We start from the raw sequence: 16,767 nt of genomic DNA on the forward strand, positions 1-16,767 counted from the left end.
GACAGAGTTACGGCGGTCATGGCGAAGGGGAAATACCCGGTCACATTCCGAACCCGGAAGTCAAGCCCTTCAGCGCCGATGGTACTGCATCCGAGAGGGTGTGGGAGAGTAGGACGCCGCCGAACATTATTCAAGCGCAGGGCCGCCCCACTTGTGGGGCGGCCCTGCTGCTATTGACGAGAGTTTTGTAGGTTGGAGATCATGAGTGACTCACGGGGAGGCCGGTCGGACCGGCCCCGCAGAGATCGGAGCCCGAGCCAGGGCGGCGACCGGAAGCACGGTGGGGACCGTGGCAAGAGCGGTGACCGCCGTCCGCGTTCGGGAGGACGGCCTGGACAGGACCGTCGAAGCGGCCCGCCGCGTGGGCGTCGCCCGGAGCGCGAGGAGCGTCCCGAACGCACGGCCGAGCAGAAGATCTATGACGGGCCGCCGATCCCCGACGACGTGAGAGCGAAAGACCTCGACCGGTACGCGCGTCAGGCGCTCCAGGGGCTGCCCGAGAAGCTGGCTGATCGCGTCTCGCGCCATCTGGTGATGGCTGGACTCCTGGTGGCCTCCGACCCCGAGACCGCCTATTTGCATGCCCTCGCGGCCAAGGCTCGCGCCAACCGCAACGCGCTCATCCGGGAGGCCTGCGGCGAGACTGCTTATGCGGCCGGCAAGTTCTCCGAGGCGCTGGGCGAGCTGCGGGCAGCCCGCCGGTTGAGCGGGCAGCAGATGTACGCGCCGATGATGGCCGACTGCGAGCGGGCGTTGAAGCGTCCGGAGAAGGCCCTCGCCTATGACACGCCGGAGTTGCGCAAAGCCCTCGACGACGCGGGCAATATCGAACTGAGCATCGTCATCGCGGGTGCCCGCCGCGACCTCGGCCAGCCGGAGGCGGCGGTGCGCCTCTTGGAGTCCGAGCCGTTGAACTCCGCTTCGCGCGGGGCCTGGGTGGCCCGGTTGCGGTACGCCTACGCTGACGCGTTGCTCGACGCCGGACGCCGTGACGAGGCGGTGGAGTGGTTCCATCGCACGGTCGCCGTCGACGGGGACAAACTGACCGACGCCGAGGAGCGGCTCGCCGAGTTGGAGTAATCCACAGGCGCCCTGACAACGGTCGTCACATTGTCCACAGGTGCGAGAATGACGGTTCCCTCGGGCTTCTCCTCTCGCGAGGCTGGCCCTATGGACGAGAACACGATCAATGAAGTACGGCTGCGGGGGCGGTTGTCGGCCGAGCCCGTCGTCCGTGAGCTGCCCAGCGGAGACGAGTTGGTGACCTTCCGGTTGGTGGTGCAGCGCAGTCTCGCCGCCCGTCGCCGGTCGCGACGGATCACTGTGGACACCTTCGACATCCACGTGTGGACGGCCGCGATGCGGCGTCGGGCCAAGACACTGCGACGGGGGGACACGGTGCTGGTCGAAGGAGAGTTGCGTCGCCGGTTCGTGCGGGACTCCGGCGGGGTGCGCTCGTTCGTCGGCGTCGATCTGACCTACTGTCGGCGGATCACAGAATGACGGCGCCAGCCGCTAGCCTCGACTCATGACCCGAGGCCATCACTTGTCGAGCAGCGAACGACCCCTAGTGGAACGGCATGATCTGGTCATGCTCGATCTGGACGGCGTGGTCTATGTGGGGCCGGAGGCGGTGCCCGGAGCCGCCGAGTCCCTTCAAGGCTTGTCGGTCGCCTACCTGACCAACAACGCCTACCGGACGGCCGACCAGGTCGCGGCGCATCTGATCGACTTGGGCATGCCCTGTCGCGGAGCCGAGGACGTGGTGACCTCCGCGCAGGCCGTCGCCCGCATGATGGCCGACGCCCTCCCGGAGGGGGCCGCGGTGTTGGTGGTGGGAGGACCGGGACTGCGGGAGCCGCTGTCGGCGCGTGGCCTGCGCCTCGTCGACACCGCCGAGGAGGCGGTCGCGGTCGTGCAGGGCCACAGCCCGGAGACGGGCTGGCCGCAACTGGCCGAGGCCTGCTACGCCATCCACGCCGGCGCGCGATGGTTCGCGAGCAATCTCGACCAGACCTTCCCCTCGGCGCGGGGCATCGCCCCCGGCAACGGGTCGATGGTGCAGGCGGTCGCGAACGCCACCGGGAGATGGCCGGAGGTGGCGGGCAAGCCGGAGCGTCCGCTGTTCGAGGAGTCGTTGGCGCGCACGGGCGCGGAGCGCCCGATCATGGTCGGAGACCGACCTGACACCGACATCGACGGGGCGATCGGCGCCGACGTCGACAGCCTGGCCGTGCTGACGGGCGTGGCGACGATCGACGACCTCGCGGCTTTGCCCGCCGGCCGCCGTCCGTCGTTCGTGGGCGCCGACCTGAGCGCTCTGCATGTGCCGCACCCGCCGGTGGAGGTCGTGGGGCAGACGGCGAGGTGCGGTGAGGCGACCGCGACCGTCACCGAGGAACAGATCGTGGTGGACGCCGACGATCCTCAGCGGGTCGAGGCCCTGCGCGCCCGGCTCGCGCTCGCCTGGGCGAGGATGGACTCATGAGCACCACAGGTCACGAGGGGATCGACGAGGCGCTGTCCGGGCTGGAGGATCTGGCCGACCGGCCGGTGACAGAGCACCTGGCCGTCTACGACGCGATCCACCACGTGGTGCGCGCGACCCTCGCCGACGCCGGCCGTGCGGAGGGGCCGGGCACGCCGTGACCCGGCGAGTGCGACTCGACGCCGAACTCGTCCGCCGCGGCCTGGCGCGCTCACGCGAGCAGGCGGCGAGCCTGATCCAGGCCGGATCGGTGACCGTCGGTGGGACGGTGGCCTCGAAGGCCGCCACGCAGGTCGGCACCGACGCGGCGATCGTGGTGCGCGAGGACGACGACCCGGGCTACGCCTCCCGTGGCGCTTACAAACTGCTCGGCGCGCTGGAGGTCTTCGAGCCGTTGGGGGTGGGTGTCGAAGGACGGCGCTGCCTCGACGCCGGCGCGTCCACCGGCGGGTTCACCGACGTGCTGTTGCGCTGCGGTGCCCGCGAGGTCGTCGCGGTCGACGTCGGCTACGGACAGCTTGTGTGGGCGTTGCAGAGCGACGACCGCGTCCACGTCCACGACCGCACCAACGTCCGCACGCTGACGCCGGAGCAGATCGACGGTCCGGTCGACCTGGTGGTCTCGGATCTCTCGTTCATTTCGCTGCGCCTGGTGCTCCCGGCGCTCATCGACTGCTGTCGGCCCGACGGCGACTTGGTGCTCATGGTCAAACCCCAGTTCGAGGTCGGCAAGGACCGGCTGGGCAAGAATGGCGTGGTGAGAGATCCCGCGCTGCACGCCGAGGCCGTCGTGGACGTCTGCCGTGCCGCCGAACAGCTGGGCTGGGGGACGCGGGCGCTCGCTCCGAGTCCGTTGCCGGGGCCGGCGGGCAATGTCGAGTACTTCTGCTGGCTGCGCGCCGACGCCGACCCGGTCGACCCGGCCGAGGCCGAGCGCGTCGTGGCGGCCGGCCCGTTGGAGGCGGGGTCATGACGACCGTCCTGATCGTGACGCACGGCGGCCGCGAGGAGGCCGACACCGTGGCGGTCTCGGTGGCAGCCGAGCTGCAAGACGCCGGACGCCGAGTCCGGGTGCTGGACCACGAGGTCGACCGCTTGAAGGCGGCCGGGCTGACCGACTTCGACATCGTGCCCGCGAGCACCTCCGCGTCTGCTGACTGCGAGCTGGCGGTGGTTTTCGGCGGCGACGGCACGATCCTGCGCGCCGCCGAGATGTGCCGCGACCACGAGACGCCGCTGCTCGGCGTCAACCTCGGCCACGTCGGCTTCCTCGCCGAGGTCGACGGCGACGACGCCGCGTCCATCGCGCGTCATGTGGTCGCCGGCGAGTACACGGTCGAGGACCGGCTGACGGTCGACGTCGACGTGCTGGTCGACAAGAAGATCGTCGCGCGGAACTGGGCGCTCAACGAGGCGACCGTCGAGAAGCAGTCGCGCGAGCGCATGGTCGAGTTGGTCGTCGAGATCGACGGGCGCCCGGTCTCACGCTGGGGTTGCGACGGTGTCGTCTGCGCCACGCCCACCGGGTCGACCGCCTACAACTTCAGCGCCGGAGGCCCGATCGTGTGGCCGGAGGTGGCCGCGCTGCTCATGGTGCCGATCAGCGCGCACGCCCTGTTCGCCCGTCCGCTCGTGGTCTCGCCTGACTCCACGCTCGCCTTGGAGATCGTCGACGAGCGGGGCGACGGGGTGTTGTGGTGCGACGGACGGCGCGCGGCCGACCTGCCGCCCGGCGCCCGTGTCGTGGTGCGACGGGGGGCCCGGCGGGTGCGACTGGCGCGGTTGCACGACGCGCCCTTCGCCGACCGGTTGGTGCGCAAATTCGATCTGCCGGTCGAGGGCTGGCGCGGCGAGGCTGCCCGCAAGCTCGCCGCCGAGTCGGGTGGCCGCTGATGTGGCGTCATCTGGAACTGCGCTCGCTCGGTGTCATCGAGCACGCCGAGCTGCCCCTCGACGAGGGCTTCACCGTCATCACCGGCGAGACCGGCGCGGGCAAGACCATGGTCGTCACCGCGCTCGGGCTGCTGCGCGGCGAGCGTTCCGACGCCGGACTCGTGCGCCACGGGGCCGACCAGGCGCGCGTGCAGGCGGTCATCGAGGTGACTGGCCGGGAGACGGTGGCCGAGCAGGTCGAGGACGCCGGGGGAGCGGTCGACGATGGCGAGCTGGTCATCGGCCGGTCGATCTCGGCGGCGGGCCGCTCGCGCGCCTTCGCCGGCGGCACGACCGTCCCGGCGAGCGTCTTGTCGGCGTTGGCCGACGAGCTGGTGGCCGTGCACGGCCAGTCCGACCAGCACCGGCTCACCAAGGCCGCCCAGCAGCGGCAGGCGCTCGACTCCTTCGCGGGTGACGCCGTGGCGACGCTGCTGGCCGACTACGCCCCCGGCCACGCCCGGCTGCGGCAGATCGAGGCGACCCTGCACGACCTCGTCACGCACGCCCAGGAGCGGGCGCGTGAGCTGGACGAACTGCGGCACGGCCTCGACGAGATCGCCGCGGTGGAGCCGGTGGCGGGCGAGGACGAGCAGCTCAAGGCCGAGCAGGCGCGGCTCGCGCACGCCGAGTCGCTGGTGCGCGCGGCGCAGACCGCCCACGAGGCCGTGGCCGGGGAGCACGGCGCCGCCGCGCGCGACACGCTGACGGCCGCGGTCGCAGCCTTGGACGAGGCCGCCGGGCACGACACCGCGCTCGACGAGCTCGCCGGACGGGCCCGCGAGGTCTCGATCCTCACTGACGAGCTGGCCGCCGACCTCAGCGCCTACGCCAGCGGCGTCGACCTCGACCCCGCGCGGCTGGCCGTCGTGCAGGAGCGGATCGCCGCGCTGACCGCCGTCCAGCGCAAGTACGGACCGTCCCTCGACGACGTGCTCGCCTGGCAGGAGCAGGCGGCCCGGCGCGTCGGCGAGCTCGACGTCGGCGACGAGCAGGCTGCCGCGCTGCGGATTGAGGCTGACGCGCTGCGCGCCGAGCTCGCCGAGCTGGCCGGACGTCTGCGCGAGGCCCGGGCGGAGGCGGGCGAGCGGCTGGCCGGACTCGTCGGGGAGGAGCTGACGGAGCTGTCGATGCGCTCGGCCCGTCTGACGGTCGAGGTCCGGCCGTGCGAGGAACTGGGCCCCGACGGCGCCGACGAGGTCGAGTTCCTGTTCGCGGCGAACTCCGGCGCGGGCCCGCGTCCGCTGGCCAAGGGAGCCAGCGGCGGCGAGCTGTCGCGACTCATGCTGTCGCTGGAAGTCGTGCTCGCGGGCCGCTCGACCGTGCCCACGCTCGTCTTCGACGAGGTCGACGCCGGGATCGGCGGCAAGGCGGCGGTCGAGGTCGGCCGAAGACTGCGGCGTCTGGCCGGAGGCTCCCAAGTGCTCGCCGTGACCCATCTGCCCCAGGTGGCGGCCTTCGCCCACCAGCACTTCCGGGTGCTCAAAGACGACGACGGCAACGTCACCAGCAGCTCGGTGGTCCGGCTGGCCGGGGAGGACCGCGTCGACGAACTGGCGCGCATGCTGGCCGGGGTCGAGGAGTCGAGCGCGGCGCGTCAGCACGCCCGTGAGCTGTTGGAGCTCGCCGGTCACGCCTGAGCCGCCCGCTGTGATTCTTCTGAGACTCGTGTGACAAGCTGTGATTGCTGAGACTCGTGTGGCAGGATGGGAGAAATGGCACCTTTCAAACGTCGCCGCGGCCGCCATGTGGGCCTGCCGGGCGTGACCGGTCCCGCGCGGATCGCTCGACGGAGCGACCACGTGGCCGTCGGCATGCGTCCGGGCGACATCGCGATCATCGACCGCCCCGGCTTGGACGCCGAGGACGCCTCCGCGCTGCTCTCGGCGCAGGTCGCGGCCGTCGTCAACATCTCCCCGTCGGTCGGCGGGACGTTCCCGACCACCGGCCCTGAGCTGCTGGCCCGCGCGGGCGTGCTGCTCGTCGACGACGTCGGCGACGGCCTCGTGACCCGGCTGCGCGGCGGCGATCTCGTCCGGGTCGACGACGGCAAGGTCTACCGCGACGGGGTCCTCATCGCCACCGGCGTCGCCCGTGACGCCGACCGCGTGCGTGCCGACTACGCGCAGGCGACCAACGATCTCGCGGTGCGCCTCGACACGCTCGCGGTCAACGTCTCCGAGCACCTGCGACGCGAGCACGCGATGCTCATCGACGGCGACCACATCCCGAAGCTGCGCACCGACCTGCGCGGCCGCCCGGTCGTGATCGTCTCCGACAGCTTCGACGCCGCCGCCGACCTCAAGGCGCTCAAACGCTTCATCCTCGACCGCGACCCGTTGCTGATCGGCGCGGGGCGCGGCAGCGACGTCATCCAGAAAGTCGGCCACCGGCCGGACATCGTGGTGGGCCCGGAGGAGAGCTTCAGCTCCAAGGCGCTCGACTCCGCCAAGGAGATCGTCATCACCACCGCGTCGGGCCGGATCAAGTCGCCGGAGCTGTTCGAGCCGCATCGCAGCGAGATCACCGCCTTCGTCGCCGAAGGAGAGGCGGTCGACCTGGCGATGCTGCTGGCTGACGGCAACGGAGCCGACGTCATCGTCCACGCCGGAGCCGCCCCCACCTTGTCGGATTTCCTCGGCCAGAGCCCCGGCCTGACCGGTCCGGCGTTCGTGGCGCGGCTGCGCGCGGCCTCGAAGCTGGTCGACGCGAAGGCGGTCGGGCATCTGACCTCCGGACGCATCTCCGGCTGGGTGTTCTGGGCCTTCCTCGCCACCGCCTGCCTCGTGCTCGCCGTGGCTTTCGCGTTCACTCCGCCCGGACGGGATCTGGTCGACGGCGTCGCCGGCGTCCGGGACGGATTCGTCACCTGGTTCGAAGGGCTTCGATCATGATCAACTTCCGCTATCACGTGGTCTCGCTCGTCGCGGTCCTGTTCGCGCTGTTGATCGGCTTCTTCGCCGGCTGGGCCGTCCTCGACCCCGACAGCGTCGAAGGCGGCGGCGTCAGCCCTCAGGCCGACTCGGCCGAGCAGGCCTTCGAGTCGGCCTTCGCCGACGCCTCGGCGGGCCTCGTGGGCACGGGGCTGGCCGAGCGGCGCGTCCTGGTCGTGACGACGCCGGGCGCCCGCTCCTCGGAGGTCGACGACCTCGCCAAGCGGATCGGCGCCGCCGGCGGCACGGTCGTCGGCGAGGTCGCGCTGACCACCAAGCTGCTCGACTCGGCCAACCGCCAGTTCGCCGAGTCGATCGCCGCGGAGGCCGCCAAGGACGTGCCAGGCGTGGCCTCCTCCGACGACAGCTACGTCCGGGTCGGCGCCGCGCTGGCGCGGGCGCTGATGGGCGGAGCCGAACTCGACGAACAGGCCTCCACGATCCGCGCCGCCTTCGAGCAGGGCGGCCTCATCGACCTGCCGACCGCGCCGACGCAGGGCGCCGACCTGGTGCTCGTCGTGATCGGCCCCAGCTCGGCTGACGGCGCGCGCGGCGAGATCCTCGCCGACGTCACCAGCCAGCTCGCCACGAGCGGAGCGGGCGGGGCCATCGTCGGCCCGTCGACCACCAGCGTCGACGGCGGCGTGCTGGAGCAAGTGCGCGCCAGCGACCGGGCGGGAACCTACTCGACGGTCGACGTGACCGACCTGGCCACCGGCCGGCTCGTCGCGGTCTGGGCGCTGGTCAGGTCCGCAGGCGGGACGAACGGGGCCTGGGGCACCACCCGCAGCGCCGACGGCCAGCTGCCGCAGTAGCTGGGGTAGGCTGAAATTCCGTGAGCGCCCCCACCAAGCACGTGTTCGTCACCGGAGGCGTCGCCTCCTCGCTCGGCAAGGGGCTCACCGCCTCCAGCCTGGGCCGTCTGCTGAAGTCGCGCGGCCTGCGGGTCACGATGCAGAAGCTCGACCCGTACCTCAACGTCGACCCGGGGACGATGAACCCGTTCCAGCACGGCGAGGTGTTCGTCACCGAGGACGGGGCCGAGACCGACCTCGACATCGGCCACTACGAGCGCTTCCTCGACGTCGACCTGGTCGGCCGGGCGAACGTCACGACCGGCCAGGTGTACTCCGAGGTCATCGCCCGCGAGCGGCGCGGCGACTACCTCGGCGACACCGTCCAGGTGATCCCGCACATCACCAACGAGATCAAGGACCGCATGCTCTCGATGGGCGGCGACGACGTCGACGTGGTCATCCACGAGATCGGCGGCACGGTCGGCGACATCGAGAGCCAGCCGTTCCTGGAGTCGGCCCGTCAGGTGCGCCACGAGATCGGCCGGGCCAACGCCTTCTTCCTGCACGTCTCGCTCGTGCCGTTCATCGGTCCGTCCGGCGAGCTCAAGACCAAGCCGACGCAGCACTCGGTGGCCGCGCTGCGCTCCATCGGCATCCAGCCCGACGCCATCGTCTGCCGGGCCGACCGTGACATCCCCGAGGGCGTCAAGCGCAAGATCTCGCTGATGTGCGACGTCGACACCGAGGCCGTCGTCACCGCGAGCGACGCCCCCTCGATCTACGACATCCCCAAGGTGCTGCACCGCGAGGGCCTCGACGCCTACGTCGTGCGCCGCCTCGACCTGCCCTTCCGCGACGTCGACTGGACGGTGTGGGACGGACTGCTGCGCCGGGTCCACGAGCCGACCGACGAGGTGACGGTCGCGCTGGTCGGCAAGTACATCGACCTCCCGGACGCCTACCTGTCGGTCGCCGAGGCGCTGCGCGCGGGCGGTTTCGCCAACAACGCCAAGGTGCGGCTGCGGTGGGTGCCCTCCGACGAGTGCGCCATCGAGGCGGGCGCGGCCAGCCAGCTGTCCGACGTCGACGCGGTCTGCGTGCCGGGCGGCTTCGGCATCCGGGGCATCGAGGGCAAGATCGGCGCGCTGAAATACGTGCGCGAGAAGGGCATTCCGACGCTCGGCCTCTGCCTCGGCCTGCAGTGCATGGTCATCGAGTACGCGCGGGACAAGGCCGGCATCGCCGACGCCAGTTCGACGGAGTTCGAGGACGCCGGGGGCACTCCGGTGATCGCGACGATGGCCGAGCAGCAGGCCTTCGTCGAGGGCGGCGGCGACCTGGGCGGCACGATGCGCCTGGGCACCTATGAGGCGGCGCTGGCGCCGGGCAGCGTCGTGGCCGAGACCTACGGCGCCACGACGGTCGAGGAGCGTCACCGTCACCGCTACGAGGTCAACAACGCCTACCGCGAGCAGATCGCCGAGGCGGGGCTGGTGTTCAGCGGCACCTCGCCGGACGGGACCCTGGTGGAGTTCGTCGAGCTGCCGCGCGAGGTCCATCCGTACTACGTCGCCACCCAGGCGCACCCGGAGCTGCGCTCGCGGCCCACTCGTCCGCACCCGTTGTTCTCCGGGCTGGTCGGGGCGGCGCTCCGGCGTCAGCGCGAGACCCGCTTGCCGGTGGATCCGCGATGAGCCCCCACCCGCGCCTGCCGGGCGAGCTCGCGCCCGCCGACCTCGCCGACAGCGAGGCGTCCTGGCCGGTCGTCGGGAGCGAGGGCGTGTACGCGTCGTCGTTCATCGAGGTGCGGCAGGACGTCATCGTCGACCCGTCCGGCGGGGAGCACCCGCGGATCGTGGTGGCGCCGCGCGGGGCGGTCGGCGTGCTGGCGTTCGACGACGAGGACCGCGTGCTGCTGGTCGAGCAGTACCGCCATCCGGTCGGCCGCCGCATGATCGAGCTGCCCGCAGGAATTTTCGACGTCGTGGGGGAGTCGCCGGTGACCACCGCGGCGCGGGAGCTGGCCGAGGAGGCCGACCTTCGGGCCGCCACCTGGACGCCGCACCTCGTCGTCCACGCCTCGCCGGGGTACACGACCGAGCAATTGCAGGTGTTCCGCGCCACCGGGCTGAGCGCGATCCCCGAGGACGAGCGGATCCCTCGGGAGGCCGAGGAGGCCGACCTGCGCCAGTGGTTCATGCCGTTCGCCGACGCGGTCGAGGCCGTGCTGGCGGGCCGGATCACCAACAACCTGGCGGTCGCGGCGATCCTGGCCGAGCACGCCCGGCGCTGATGGACGCGATCGAGCGCTCGGCGCTCGACTATCTCGCGCACCTCGGAGTCGAGCGGGGTCTCGCCGACAACACGGTCGCCTCCTACCGCCGCGACCTGCGCCGGTACCTGTCCCACTTGGCGGCGGCGGGCCGGACCGAGCCGCGCGACGTCGTGGAGAGCGACCTGTGGGACTTCACGGCCGCCTTGAGGGGCGGCGACGACGACCACGCCCCGCTGAGTCCGGCGAGCGTGGCGCGTCATGTGGTGACCGCGCGGGGTCTGCACGCCTTCTGGCTGCGCGAGCGGCTGGTCGAGGTCGACGCGGCCGCCTCCGTGCGTCCGCCGACCCCCGACCAACGGTTGCCGAAGGCGTTGCCGCTGGAGCAGGTCGAGGCGATTCTGGAGGCCTCCGGCGCCGCCGGCACGCGTCTGGCGCTGCGTGACCGGGCGTTGCTGGAGCTGCTGTACGGAACGGGCGCGCGTATCTCCGAGGCGGTCGGCGTCGACCTCGACGACCTGGACCTCGACGAGGGCTCGCTGTTGCTGCGTGGCAAGGGCGGCAAGCAGCGGATCGTGCCGGTGGGGAGCTACGCGCGGGCGGCGGTCGAGGCGTATCTGCCGGCGCGGGCCTCCCTGGTCTCGGCGAAAGCCTCCACTCCCGCCCTTTTCCTCAACGCGCGCGGCGGTCGGCTGTCGCGCCAGAGCGCGTGGACGGTGCTCACGAAGGCGGCCCGGGCGGCGGGCGTCGAGGCCGACGTCTCGCCGCACACGCTGCGGCACTCCTTCGCCACGCATCTGCTCGACGGCGGCGCGGACGTGCGGGTCGTGCAGGAGTTGCTGGGCCACGCCTCGGTCGCGACGACCCAGATCTACACGCTGGTCACCGTCGACCGACTGCGTGAGGTCTACGCCATGTCCCATCCGCGGTCCACCTCGGCATACTGACGTCTATGGGCGGACAGGCGGCCGACTACGCGATCCTCACACCGGCGGCGATGCGCTCGGCGTATGTCACGCTGACCGACAAACTGATCCATCGGATCGAGCAGCACGACTCCGACGACCCGCTGAGCCTGCTGTTCCTGGACAAGTCGGCGCGTCCGGTGGCGTGGTTCGTCCGTGCGCTGTGGCCGGTGCTCGCGCGGGTTCCGGGGACTCCGTTCGCCGACGGCCAGGTCCCGCCGATGCCGCCGATGCGCTTCGCCAATATCGACCGGGAGCAGTGGTGGGCGTGACCGGGGCCAGCGAGACGGGCATGGTCGAGGTCGACCAGGTGCCGCGCGACCAACTCGCGTCGTTCCGTGCGGCCTTCGCCTGTCGTCGTCCGGCGAGTCTGGCGTCGGTGTGGGAGGAGCCGGCCTTCCTCGACGACCGGTCGGTGCTGGTGATCGACGAGGTGACCGTCTCGGGCGACACGCTGCGCATCGCCGCGGGTCTGACGGCCGCCGCCTTCCCGACCGCGCGGGTGTCGGCGGCGCACTGGATGACGCCCGGCAACAAACGGGATCGCGTCTCGGGACAGTCACGGGTCGCCGACGTCCCGGTTTGGTACCGCAGCGACGCGGTCGAGGGGCGGCTCGTCGGCAACCGGATGGCGTTGGAGCGCGGCGGCGCGGGCCACTGGCGCACCGACTTTGGCGCGTACTTCCTGTCCACGGTGCCGCCAGCGCCGGACGTGCGGGGCTTGCGTCTCAAGGCGGAGGTGCGCCGGACCGCCGCCGAGGTGGCCTCCGGCTCCTTGCTCGCCGCCCCGTCGAGCACCCGGGAGATCGACGACATGGTCGAACGGGTCGAGACGCTCTACGGCTACACCGACCTGCGCGCCTTCACCGCCGCCCGGCTGGCCCAGTAGACGCCCGCCTGCCTCATCTGACCTTCAGGAGGGCGCCGTACAGTTGCGCGAGTCGATAAAACGACGCACGAACGATGCGAAGGGGTGAGGCATGGCGGAGGAGTACGGTCCCACGGGCCGGGTGATGCCCCATTTCCCCGAGGCTCCGCCGCGCAAGCCCGGTCCGGCCACCGTCATCTCGATGTGCAACCAGAAGGGCGGCGTCGGCAAGACCACGACGACGATCAGCCTCGGCGCGGCGCTCGTGGAGGTCGGCCGCAAGGTGCTGCTCATCGACTTCGACCCGCAGGGCTCGCTGACCGTCGGCCTCGGCTACAACGCTCACGAGCTCGACCAGAGCATCTATCACGTGCTGATGGACCGCTCGCTCGGTCTGAAGGACATCATCGTCGAGACGACGGTGCCCGGCCTCGACCTCGCCCCGGCCAACATCGACCTGTCGGCCGCCGAGATGCAGCTCGTCACCGAGGTCGGCCGCGAGCAGGCGCTCGCCCGCGCCATCCACGCCGTCCGCGACGACTACGACGTCATCATCATCGACTGCCAGCCGTCGCTCGGCCTGCTGACGGTCAACGCGCTCACCGCCTCCGACGGCGTCGTGATCCCGCTGGAATGCGAGTACTTCGCGCTGCGCGGCGTCGCGCTGCTCAAGGAGACCGTGGAGAAGGTCTGCGAGCGCACCAACCCGCGCCTGGAGATCATCGGCCTGCTCGGCACGATGTACGACAGCCGCACGCTGCACGGCCGCGAGGTGCTGCAGACGCTGGTGCAGGGCTGGGGCGACCTCGTCTTCCACACCGTCATCCGCCGCACGGTCAAGTTCTCCGACTCGACCGTCGCCGGCGAGCCCATCACCGAGTACGCGCCGACCTCGCCGGGGGCCGAGGCCTACCGTCAACTTGCCCGAGAGGTCTTGGTGCGATGCCCCGCGATGTGACCGGACGCCGTCCGGCGATGCCCGGCGCCGACGAGCTGTTCCGCCCGACGGCGAAGACGACCGCCGCCGACCCGGTCGTCCCGGTTCCGGCCTCGCGCAAAGCCGCCAGCGGACGGGTCAAGCACGACGAGAAGATCACCGTCTACGTCACCGCCGACGAGTTGCTCGCCTTGGAGCAGACGCGTCTGGCGGTGCGCGCCGCCGTCGGCCGCAACGTCGACCGCGGCCGCATCGTGCGCGCCGCGCTGGCCGCCGCCCTCGACGACTTCGAGGCCCGTGGCGAGGCGAGCGACCTCGTGCGGCGGATCGAGGAATCGTCGAAGCGGTGAGCGAGTCTCCTTCGGGTTTCTCGGTCGCCATCGACGGTTTCGAAGGCCCCTTCGATCTGCTCCTGCAGCTGATCGGCAAGCACAAACTCGACGTCACCGAGGTCGCGTTGTCGCAGGTCACCGCCGATTTCGTGTCCTATATCGACGCTCTGGGCGGCGACTTGGAGCAGACGACCCAGTTCCTGCTCGTCGCGGCGACCCTGCTCGACCTCAAGACCGCGCGGCTGCTGCCACAGGCCGAGGTCGAGGACGAGGAGGACCTCGCGCTGCTGGAGGCCCGCGACCTGCTCTTCGCGCGACTGTTGCAGTACAAGGCGTTCAAGCAGGTCGCCGGGCGTCTGGGCGAGCGGTTGGAGGCCGAGCGACGACGGCATCCCCGCGCGGTGTCGCTGGAGCCGCGTTTCGCCGAACTGCTGCCGGAGATCCTCATCGCGGCCACGCCCGACGACCTCGCGCGCATCGCCACGGCGGCGCTGACGCCCAAGCCCGAGCCGATCCTGTCGCTGGCGCACCTGCACGCGCCGCAGGTGAGCGTGCGCGAGCAGGCGCACGTCGTGGTCGACCGGCTGCGCCGCGAGCGCACCATGACCTTCCGGCAGCTGACCGCCGACTCGCCCGACCTGATCACGACGGTGGCGCGGTTCCTGTCGCTGTTGGAGCTGTTCCGCGAGGGCATGATCGCCTTCGAGCAGGCCACCCCGCTCGGCGACCTGCACCTGCGGTGGACGGGGACCGACGAGGGCGAGGTCGAGGTGGGCCAGGAGTTCGACGAGGCCCCCGACACCGGCGACGCCCACGTGATCCCGGCTGAGTTGATGGAGGACGACGATGACTGACCCGAGCCTGCGCGGCCCGCACGAGCTGGAGCTGGAGATGCTCGACCTGCGGCCCGCGGTCGAGGCGGTGCTCATGGTCGCCGACCAGCCACTCGACCACCTCACGCTCGCCCAGGCGGTCGGCCATCCGCCCGCCGACGTCGAGGAGGCTTTGCACGCGCTCGCCGCCGAGTACGACGAGCAGGGGCGGGGTTTCGAACTGCGCTCCATCGCCGGCGGCTGGCGCTACTACACCCGCGAGAGCGTCGCGCGGGCGGTCGAGCGGTTCGTGCTCGACGGCCAGCAGGCGCGGCTCACCCAGGCCGCCCTGGAGACCCTCGCGGTCGTCGCCTACCGGCAGCCGGTCAGCCGCTCGCGGGTATCGGCGATCCGCGGCGTCAACGTCGACGGCGTGGTGCGGACGCTGGTCGCCCGCGGCCTGATCGAGGAGGCCGGGACCGACGCCGAGAGCGGCGCGATCCTGTACCGCACGACCAGCTATTTCCTGGAGCGCATGGGTCTGGGCAGCCTCGACGAGCTGCCCGAGATCGCCCCGATGCTGCCCGAGCTCGACGAGGTGGAGGAGACGCCGACCGATGGCTGAGAACGACGAGGGCATCCGGCTGCAGAAGGTGCTCGCCCAGGCGGGCATGGGCAGCCGCCGCGCCTGTGAGGCGCTGATGGAGCGGGGGCGGGTCGAGGTCGACGGTGAGATCGTCACCCAGATGGGCCGCCGGGTCGACCCCGCGCGGGCCGTGATCCGGGTCGACGGACGCCGGCTCCCACCGCCGAGCGACCACGCGTACCTGCTGGTCAACAAGCCGCGCGGGGTCGTCTGCTCGATGATCGACGAGCAGGGGCGGCGTGATCTGCGCTCGCTGATCGCCGACCGTGCCGAGCGGCTGTTCCACGTCGGCCGGCTCGACACCGACACTTCGGGCCTGCTGCTGATGACGAACGACGGCGACCTCGCCCACCGGCTCGCGCACCCGTCGTTCGAGATCACCAAGACCTATGTCGCGCTGGTCGACGGCCAGGTCTCGCCGACGCTCGGCTCCCGGCTGCGCAAGGGCGTCGACCTCGACGACGGTCCCGCCCAGGTCGACCGGTTCAAGATCCGCGACATCGCCGACGGCCGTTCGCTGGTCGAGCTCGACCTCCACATGGGCCGCAACCGCATCGTGCGTCGCCTGTTGGCCGAGGTCGGGCATCCGGTCAAGGAGCTGACCCGGATCGGCTTCGGTCCGTTGAACCTGCGCGGCCTGGCCTCCGGGCGCACCCGTGAGTTGAGCCGCGACGAGCTCGGCGAGCTGATCGATAGCGTGGGGGCATGAGTTCGGCCGCCCTGCCGCAGCGCGCGCTGGTCGTCGGCTGCGGGCTCATCGGCACGTCGATCGCGTTGGCGCTGACCGCGCGCGGCTGCCGGGTCCACCTGCGCGACGCCGACCCGAGCGTGGCCGAGGTCGCGGCGTCGGTCGGGGCGGGCACGGTCGATCCGGTCGAGGACCCGGAGCTGGTGGTGGTCGCGACGCCGCCGAGCGTCGTGCCCGACACCGTGTTGGCGCTGCTCGCGGAGTTCCCCGACGCGGTGGTCACCGACGTGGCGAGCGTGAAGCGGCCGGTCGCGGCGGCCGTCGCCGGAACGCCGGGGGAGCGCCGCTTCGTCGGCGGACATCCGATGGCCGGCACCGAGCGATCCGGTCCGACGGCCGGGTCGGCGCTGCTCTTCGAGGGGCGTCCGTGGGCTGTCGTCGCGTCGTCACAGAGTGACGAGACGGCGGTCGAGTCGGTGCGGGCGCTCGTCGTCGCGCTCGACGCGGTCCCGCTCGTCATGGACGCCGAGGAGCACGACGCCGCCGTCGCGCTCGTCTCGCACGTCCCGCACGTCATCTCGGTGCTGACCGCCGGGCTGCTGGTCGGCGCCCCCCGCGACCACCTCGACCTCGCCGGTCCCGGCCTGCGCGACGTCACCCGGATCGCGGGCAGCCCGACCGGCATGTGGCTGCAGATCCTCGACAGCAACGCCGGTCCCGTCCGGGAGCTGCTGGCGGCGCTGCGCCTCGACCTCGACCGCGTGCTCGACGCCCTCGACGACGGCGGCGAGGTGCTGGCCGGACGGCTGTCCGACGTGCTCGACGCGGGCCGCGCGGGCACCCGCCGCATCCCCGGCAAGCACGGCGAGGAGCGCGCCGAGGGGGCGCTCGTGCTCGTCCCGGTGGCCGACCGGCCGGGCGCGTTGTCGGCGCTCATGGCCGATATCGGAGAATCAGGTGTCAACATCGAGGATTTCCGGATCAACCACGAGTACGGTCGACCTGTGGGCCTCGCCCAGATCGAAGTGGCCGCCGACCGGGCGGACCACCTCACGTCCTCGCTGACCGAGCGCGGCTGGCCCGCGTACCGATAGGAG

At 71.7% G+C, this 16,767-nt stretch carries 20 protein-coding genes and 1 rRNA gene; all 21 read left to right on the forward strand.

Going from position 1 to position 16,767, the window contains the following annotated elements; genetic code table 11:
• Positions 1-8 precede the first annotated feature (8 nt).
• The 21 genes from rrf (at position 9) to QM621_RS10625 (ending at position 16,764) form a co-directional block, all read left to right on the forward strand.
• Positions 9-125, forward strand: a 5S ribosomal RNA gene (gene rrf / locus QM621_RS10525).
• A gap of 76 nt (positions 126-201) precedes the next feature.
• Complete coding sequence (locus QM621_RS10530) at positions 202-1,080, forward strand: tetratricopeptide repeat protein (protein WP_414990334.1); 879 nt, start codon at positions 202-204, stop codon at positions 1,078-1,080.
• A gap of 90 nt (positions 1,081-1,170) precedes the next feature.
• Positions 1,171-1,503: a single-stranded DNA-binding protein gene (locus QM621_RS10535; protein ID WP_414990335.1), complete on the forward strand. Its 333-nt coding sequence runs from the start codon at positions 1,171-1,173 to the stop codon at positions 1,501-1,503.
• Between the two features lie 88 nt (positions 1,504-1,591).
• A complete protein-coding gene (locus tag QM621_RS10540) occupies positions 1,592-2,488 on the forward strand; it encodes an HAD hydrolase-like protein (RefSeq protein ID WP_414990336.1) in 897 nt (298 codons plus the stop codon).
• On the forward strand, positions 2,485-2,649 hold the full coding sequence (locus QM621_RS10545; RefSeq protein WP_414990337.1) for a hypothetical protein: 165 nt from the start codon (positions 2,485-2,487) through the stop codon (positions 2,647-2,649). Before QM621_RS10540 ends, QM621_RS10545 begins: the two co-directional genes overlap by 4 nt.
• A complete protein-coding gene (locus tag QM621_RS10550) occupies positions 2,646-3,461 on the forward strand; it encodes a TlyA family RNA methyltransferase (protein WP_414990338.1) in 816 nt (271 codons plus the stop codon). The genes QM621_RS10545 and QM621_RS10550 overlap by 4 nt, the downstream gene beginning before the upstream one ends.
• On the forward strand, positions 3,458-4,381 hold the full coding sequence (locus tag QM621_RS10555) for an NAD kinase (RefSeq protein ID WP_414990339.1): 924 nt from the start codon (positions 3,458-3,460) through the stop codon (positions 4,379-4,381). Before QM621_RS10550 ends, QM621_RS10555 begins: the two co-directional genes overlap by 4 nt.
• A complete protein-coding gene (gene recN / locus QM621_RS10560) occupies positions 4,381-6,060 on the forward strand; it encodes a DNA repair protein RecN (RefSeq protein ID WP_414990340.1) in 1,680 nt (559 codons plus the stop codon). The genes QM621_RS10555 and recN overlap by 1 nt, the downstream gene beginning before the upstream one ends.
• 75 nt (positions 6,061-6,135) lie before the next feature.
• Positions 6,136-7,314, forward strand: coding sequence for a putative cytokinetic ring protein SteA (gene steA, locus QM621_RS10565; RefSeq protein ID WP_414990341.1), 1,179 nt, complete (start codon positions 6,136-6,138; stop codon positions 7,312-7,314).
• Positions 7,311-8,168, forward strand: coding sequence for a copper transporter (locus tag QM621_RS10570; protein WP_414990342.1), 858 nt, complete (start codon positions 7,311-7,313; stop codon positions 8,166-8,168). Before steA ends, QM621_RS10570 begins: the two co-directional genes overlap by 4 nt.
• A 20-nt stretch (positions 8,169-8,188) precedes the next feature.
• A complete protein-coding gene (locus QM621_RS10575) occupies positions 8,189-9,844 on the forward strand; it encodes a CTP synthase (protein ID WP_414990343.1) in 1,656 nt (551 codons plus the stop codon).
• Positions 9,841-10,443 (forward strand): NUDIX domain-containing protein, encoded by a 603-nt coding sequence (locus tag QM621_RS10580; protein ID WP_414990344.1) that lies wholly within the window; start codon positions 9,841-9,843, stop codon positions 10,441-10,443. The genes QM621_RS10575 and QM621_RS10580 overlap by 4 nt, the downstream gene beginning before the upstream one ends.
• Positions 10,443-11,369 (forward strand): site-specific tyrosine recombinase XerD, encoded by a 927-nt coding sequence (locus QM621_RS10585; RefSeq protein ID WP_414990345.1) that lies wholly within the window; start codon positions 10,443-10,445, stop codon positions 11,367-11,369. Before QM621_RS10580 ends, QM621_RS10585 begins: the two co-directional genes overlap by 1 nt.
• Before the next feature lie 5 nt (positions 11,370-11,374).
• Positions 11,375-11,659, forward strand: coding sequence for a hypothetical protein (locus tag QM621_RS10590; RefSeq protein WP_414990346.1), 285 nt, complete (start codon positions 11,375-11,377; stop codon positions 11,657-11,659).
• Complete coding sequence (locus QM621_RS10595) at positions 11,656-12,276, forward strand: hypothetical protein (RefSeq protein ID WP_414990347.1); 621 nt, start codon at positions 11,656-11,658, stop codon at positions 12,274-12,276. Before QM621_RS10590 ends, QM621_RS10595 begins: the two co-directional genes overlap by 4 nt.
• A 91-nt stretch (positions 12,277-12,367) precedes the next feature.
• The gene (locus QM621_RS10600; protein WP_414990348.1) at positions 12,368-13,213 is read left to right on the forward strand and encodes a ParA family protein; all 846 of its coding nucleotides are present in this window, start codon (positions 12,368-12,370) and stop codon (positions 13,211-13,213) included.
• Positions 13,198-13,542 (forward strand): hypothetical protein, encoded by a 345-nt coding sequence (locus tag QM621_RS10605; protein WP_414990349.1) that lies wholly within the window; start codon positions 13,198-13,200, stop codon positions 13,540-13,542. Before QM621_RS10600 ends, QM621_RS10605 begins: the two co-directional genes overlap by 16 nt.
• A complete protein-coding gene (locus tag QM621_RS10610; protein ID WP_414990350.1) occupies positions 13,539-14,378 on the forward strand; it encodes a segregation and condensation protein A in 840 nt (279 codons plus the stop codon). Before QM621_RS10605 ends, QM621_RS10610 begins: the two co-directional genes overlap by 4 nt.
• Complete coding sequence (gene scpB / locus QM621_RS10615) at positions 14,371-14,961, forward strand: SMC-Scp complex subunit ScpB (RefSeq protein WP_414990351.1); 591 nt, start codon at positions 14,371-14,373, stop codon at positions 14,959-14,961. The genes QM621_RS10610 and scpB overlap by 8 nt, the downstream gene beginning before the upstream one ends.
• Positions 14,954-15,691, forward strand: coding sequence for a pseudouridine synthase (locus QM621_RS10620; protein ID WP_414990352.1), 738 nt, complete (start codon positions 14,954-14,956; stop codon positions 15,689-15,691). Before scpB ends, QM621_RS10620 begins: the two co-directional genes overlap by 8 nt.
• The gene (locus QM621_RS10625) at positions 15,688-16,764 is read left to right on the forward strand and encodes a prephenate dehydrogenase (protein WP_414990353.1); all 1,077 of its coding nucleotides are present in this window, start codon (positions 15,688-15,690) and stop codon (positions 16,762-16,764) included. The genes QM621_RS10620 and QM621_RS10625 overlap by 4 nt, the downstream gene beginning before the upstream one ends.
• The last annotated feature ends 3 nt before the right edge of the window (positions 16,765-16,767 follow it).

It is taken from the genome of Aeromicrobium sp. (genome assembly GCF_047606445.1).
Classification (GTDB): domain Bacteria; phylum Actinomycetota; class Actinomycetes; order Propionibacteriales; family Nocardioidaceae; genus Aeromicrobium.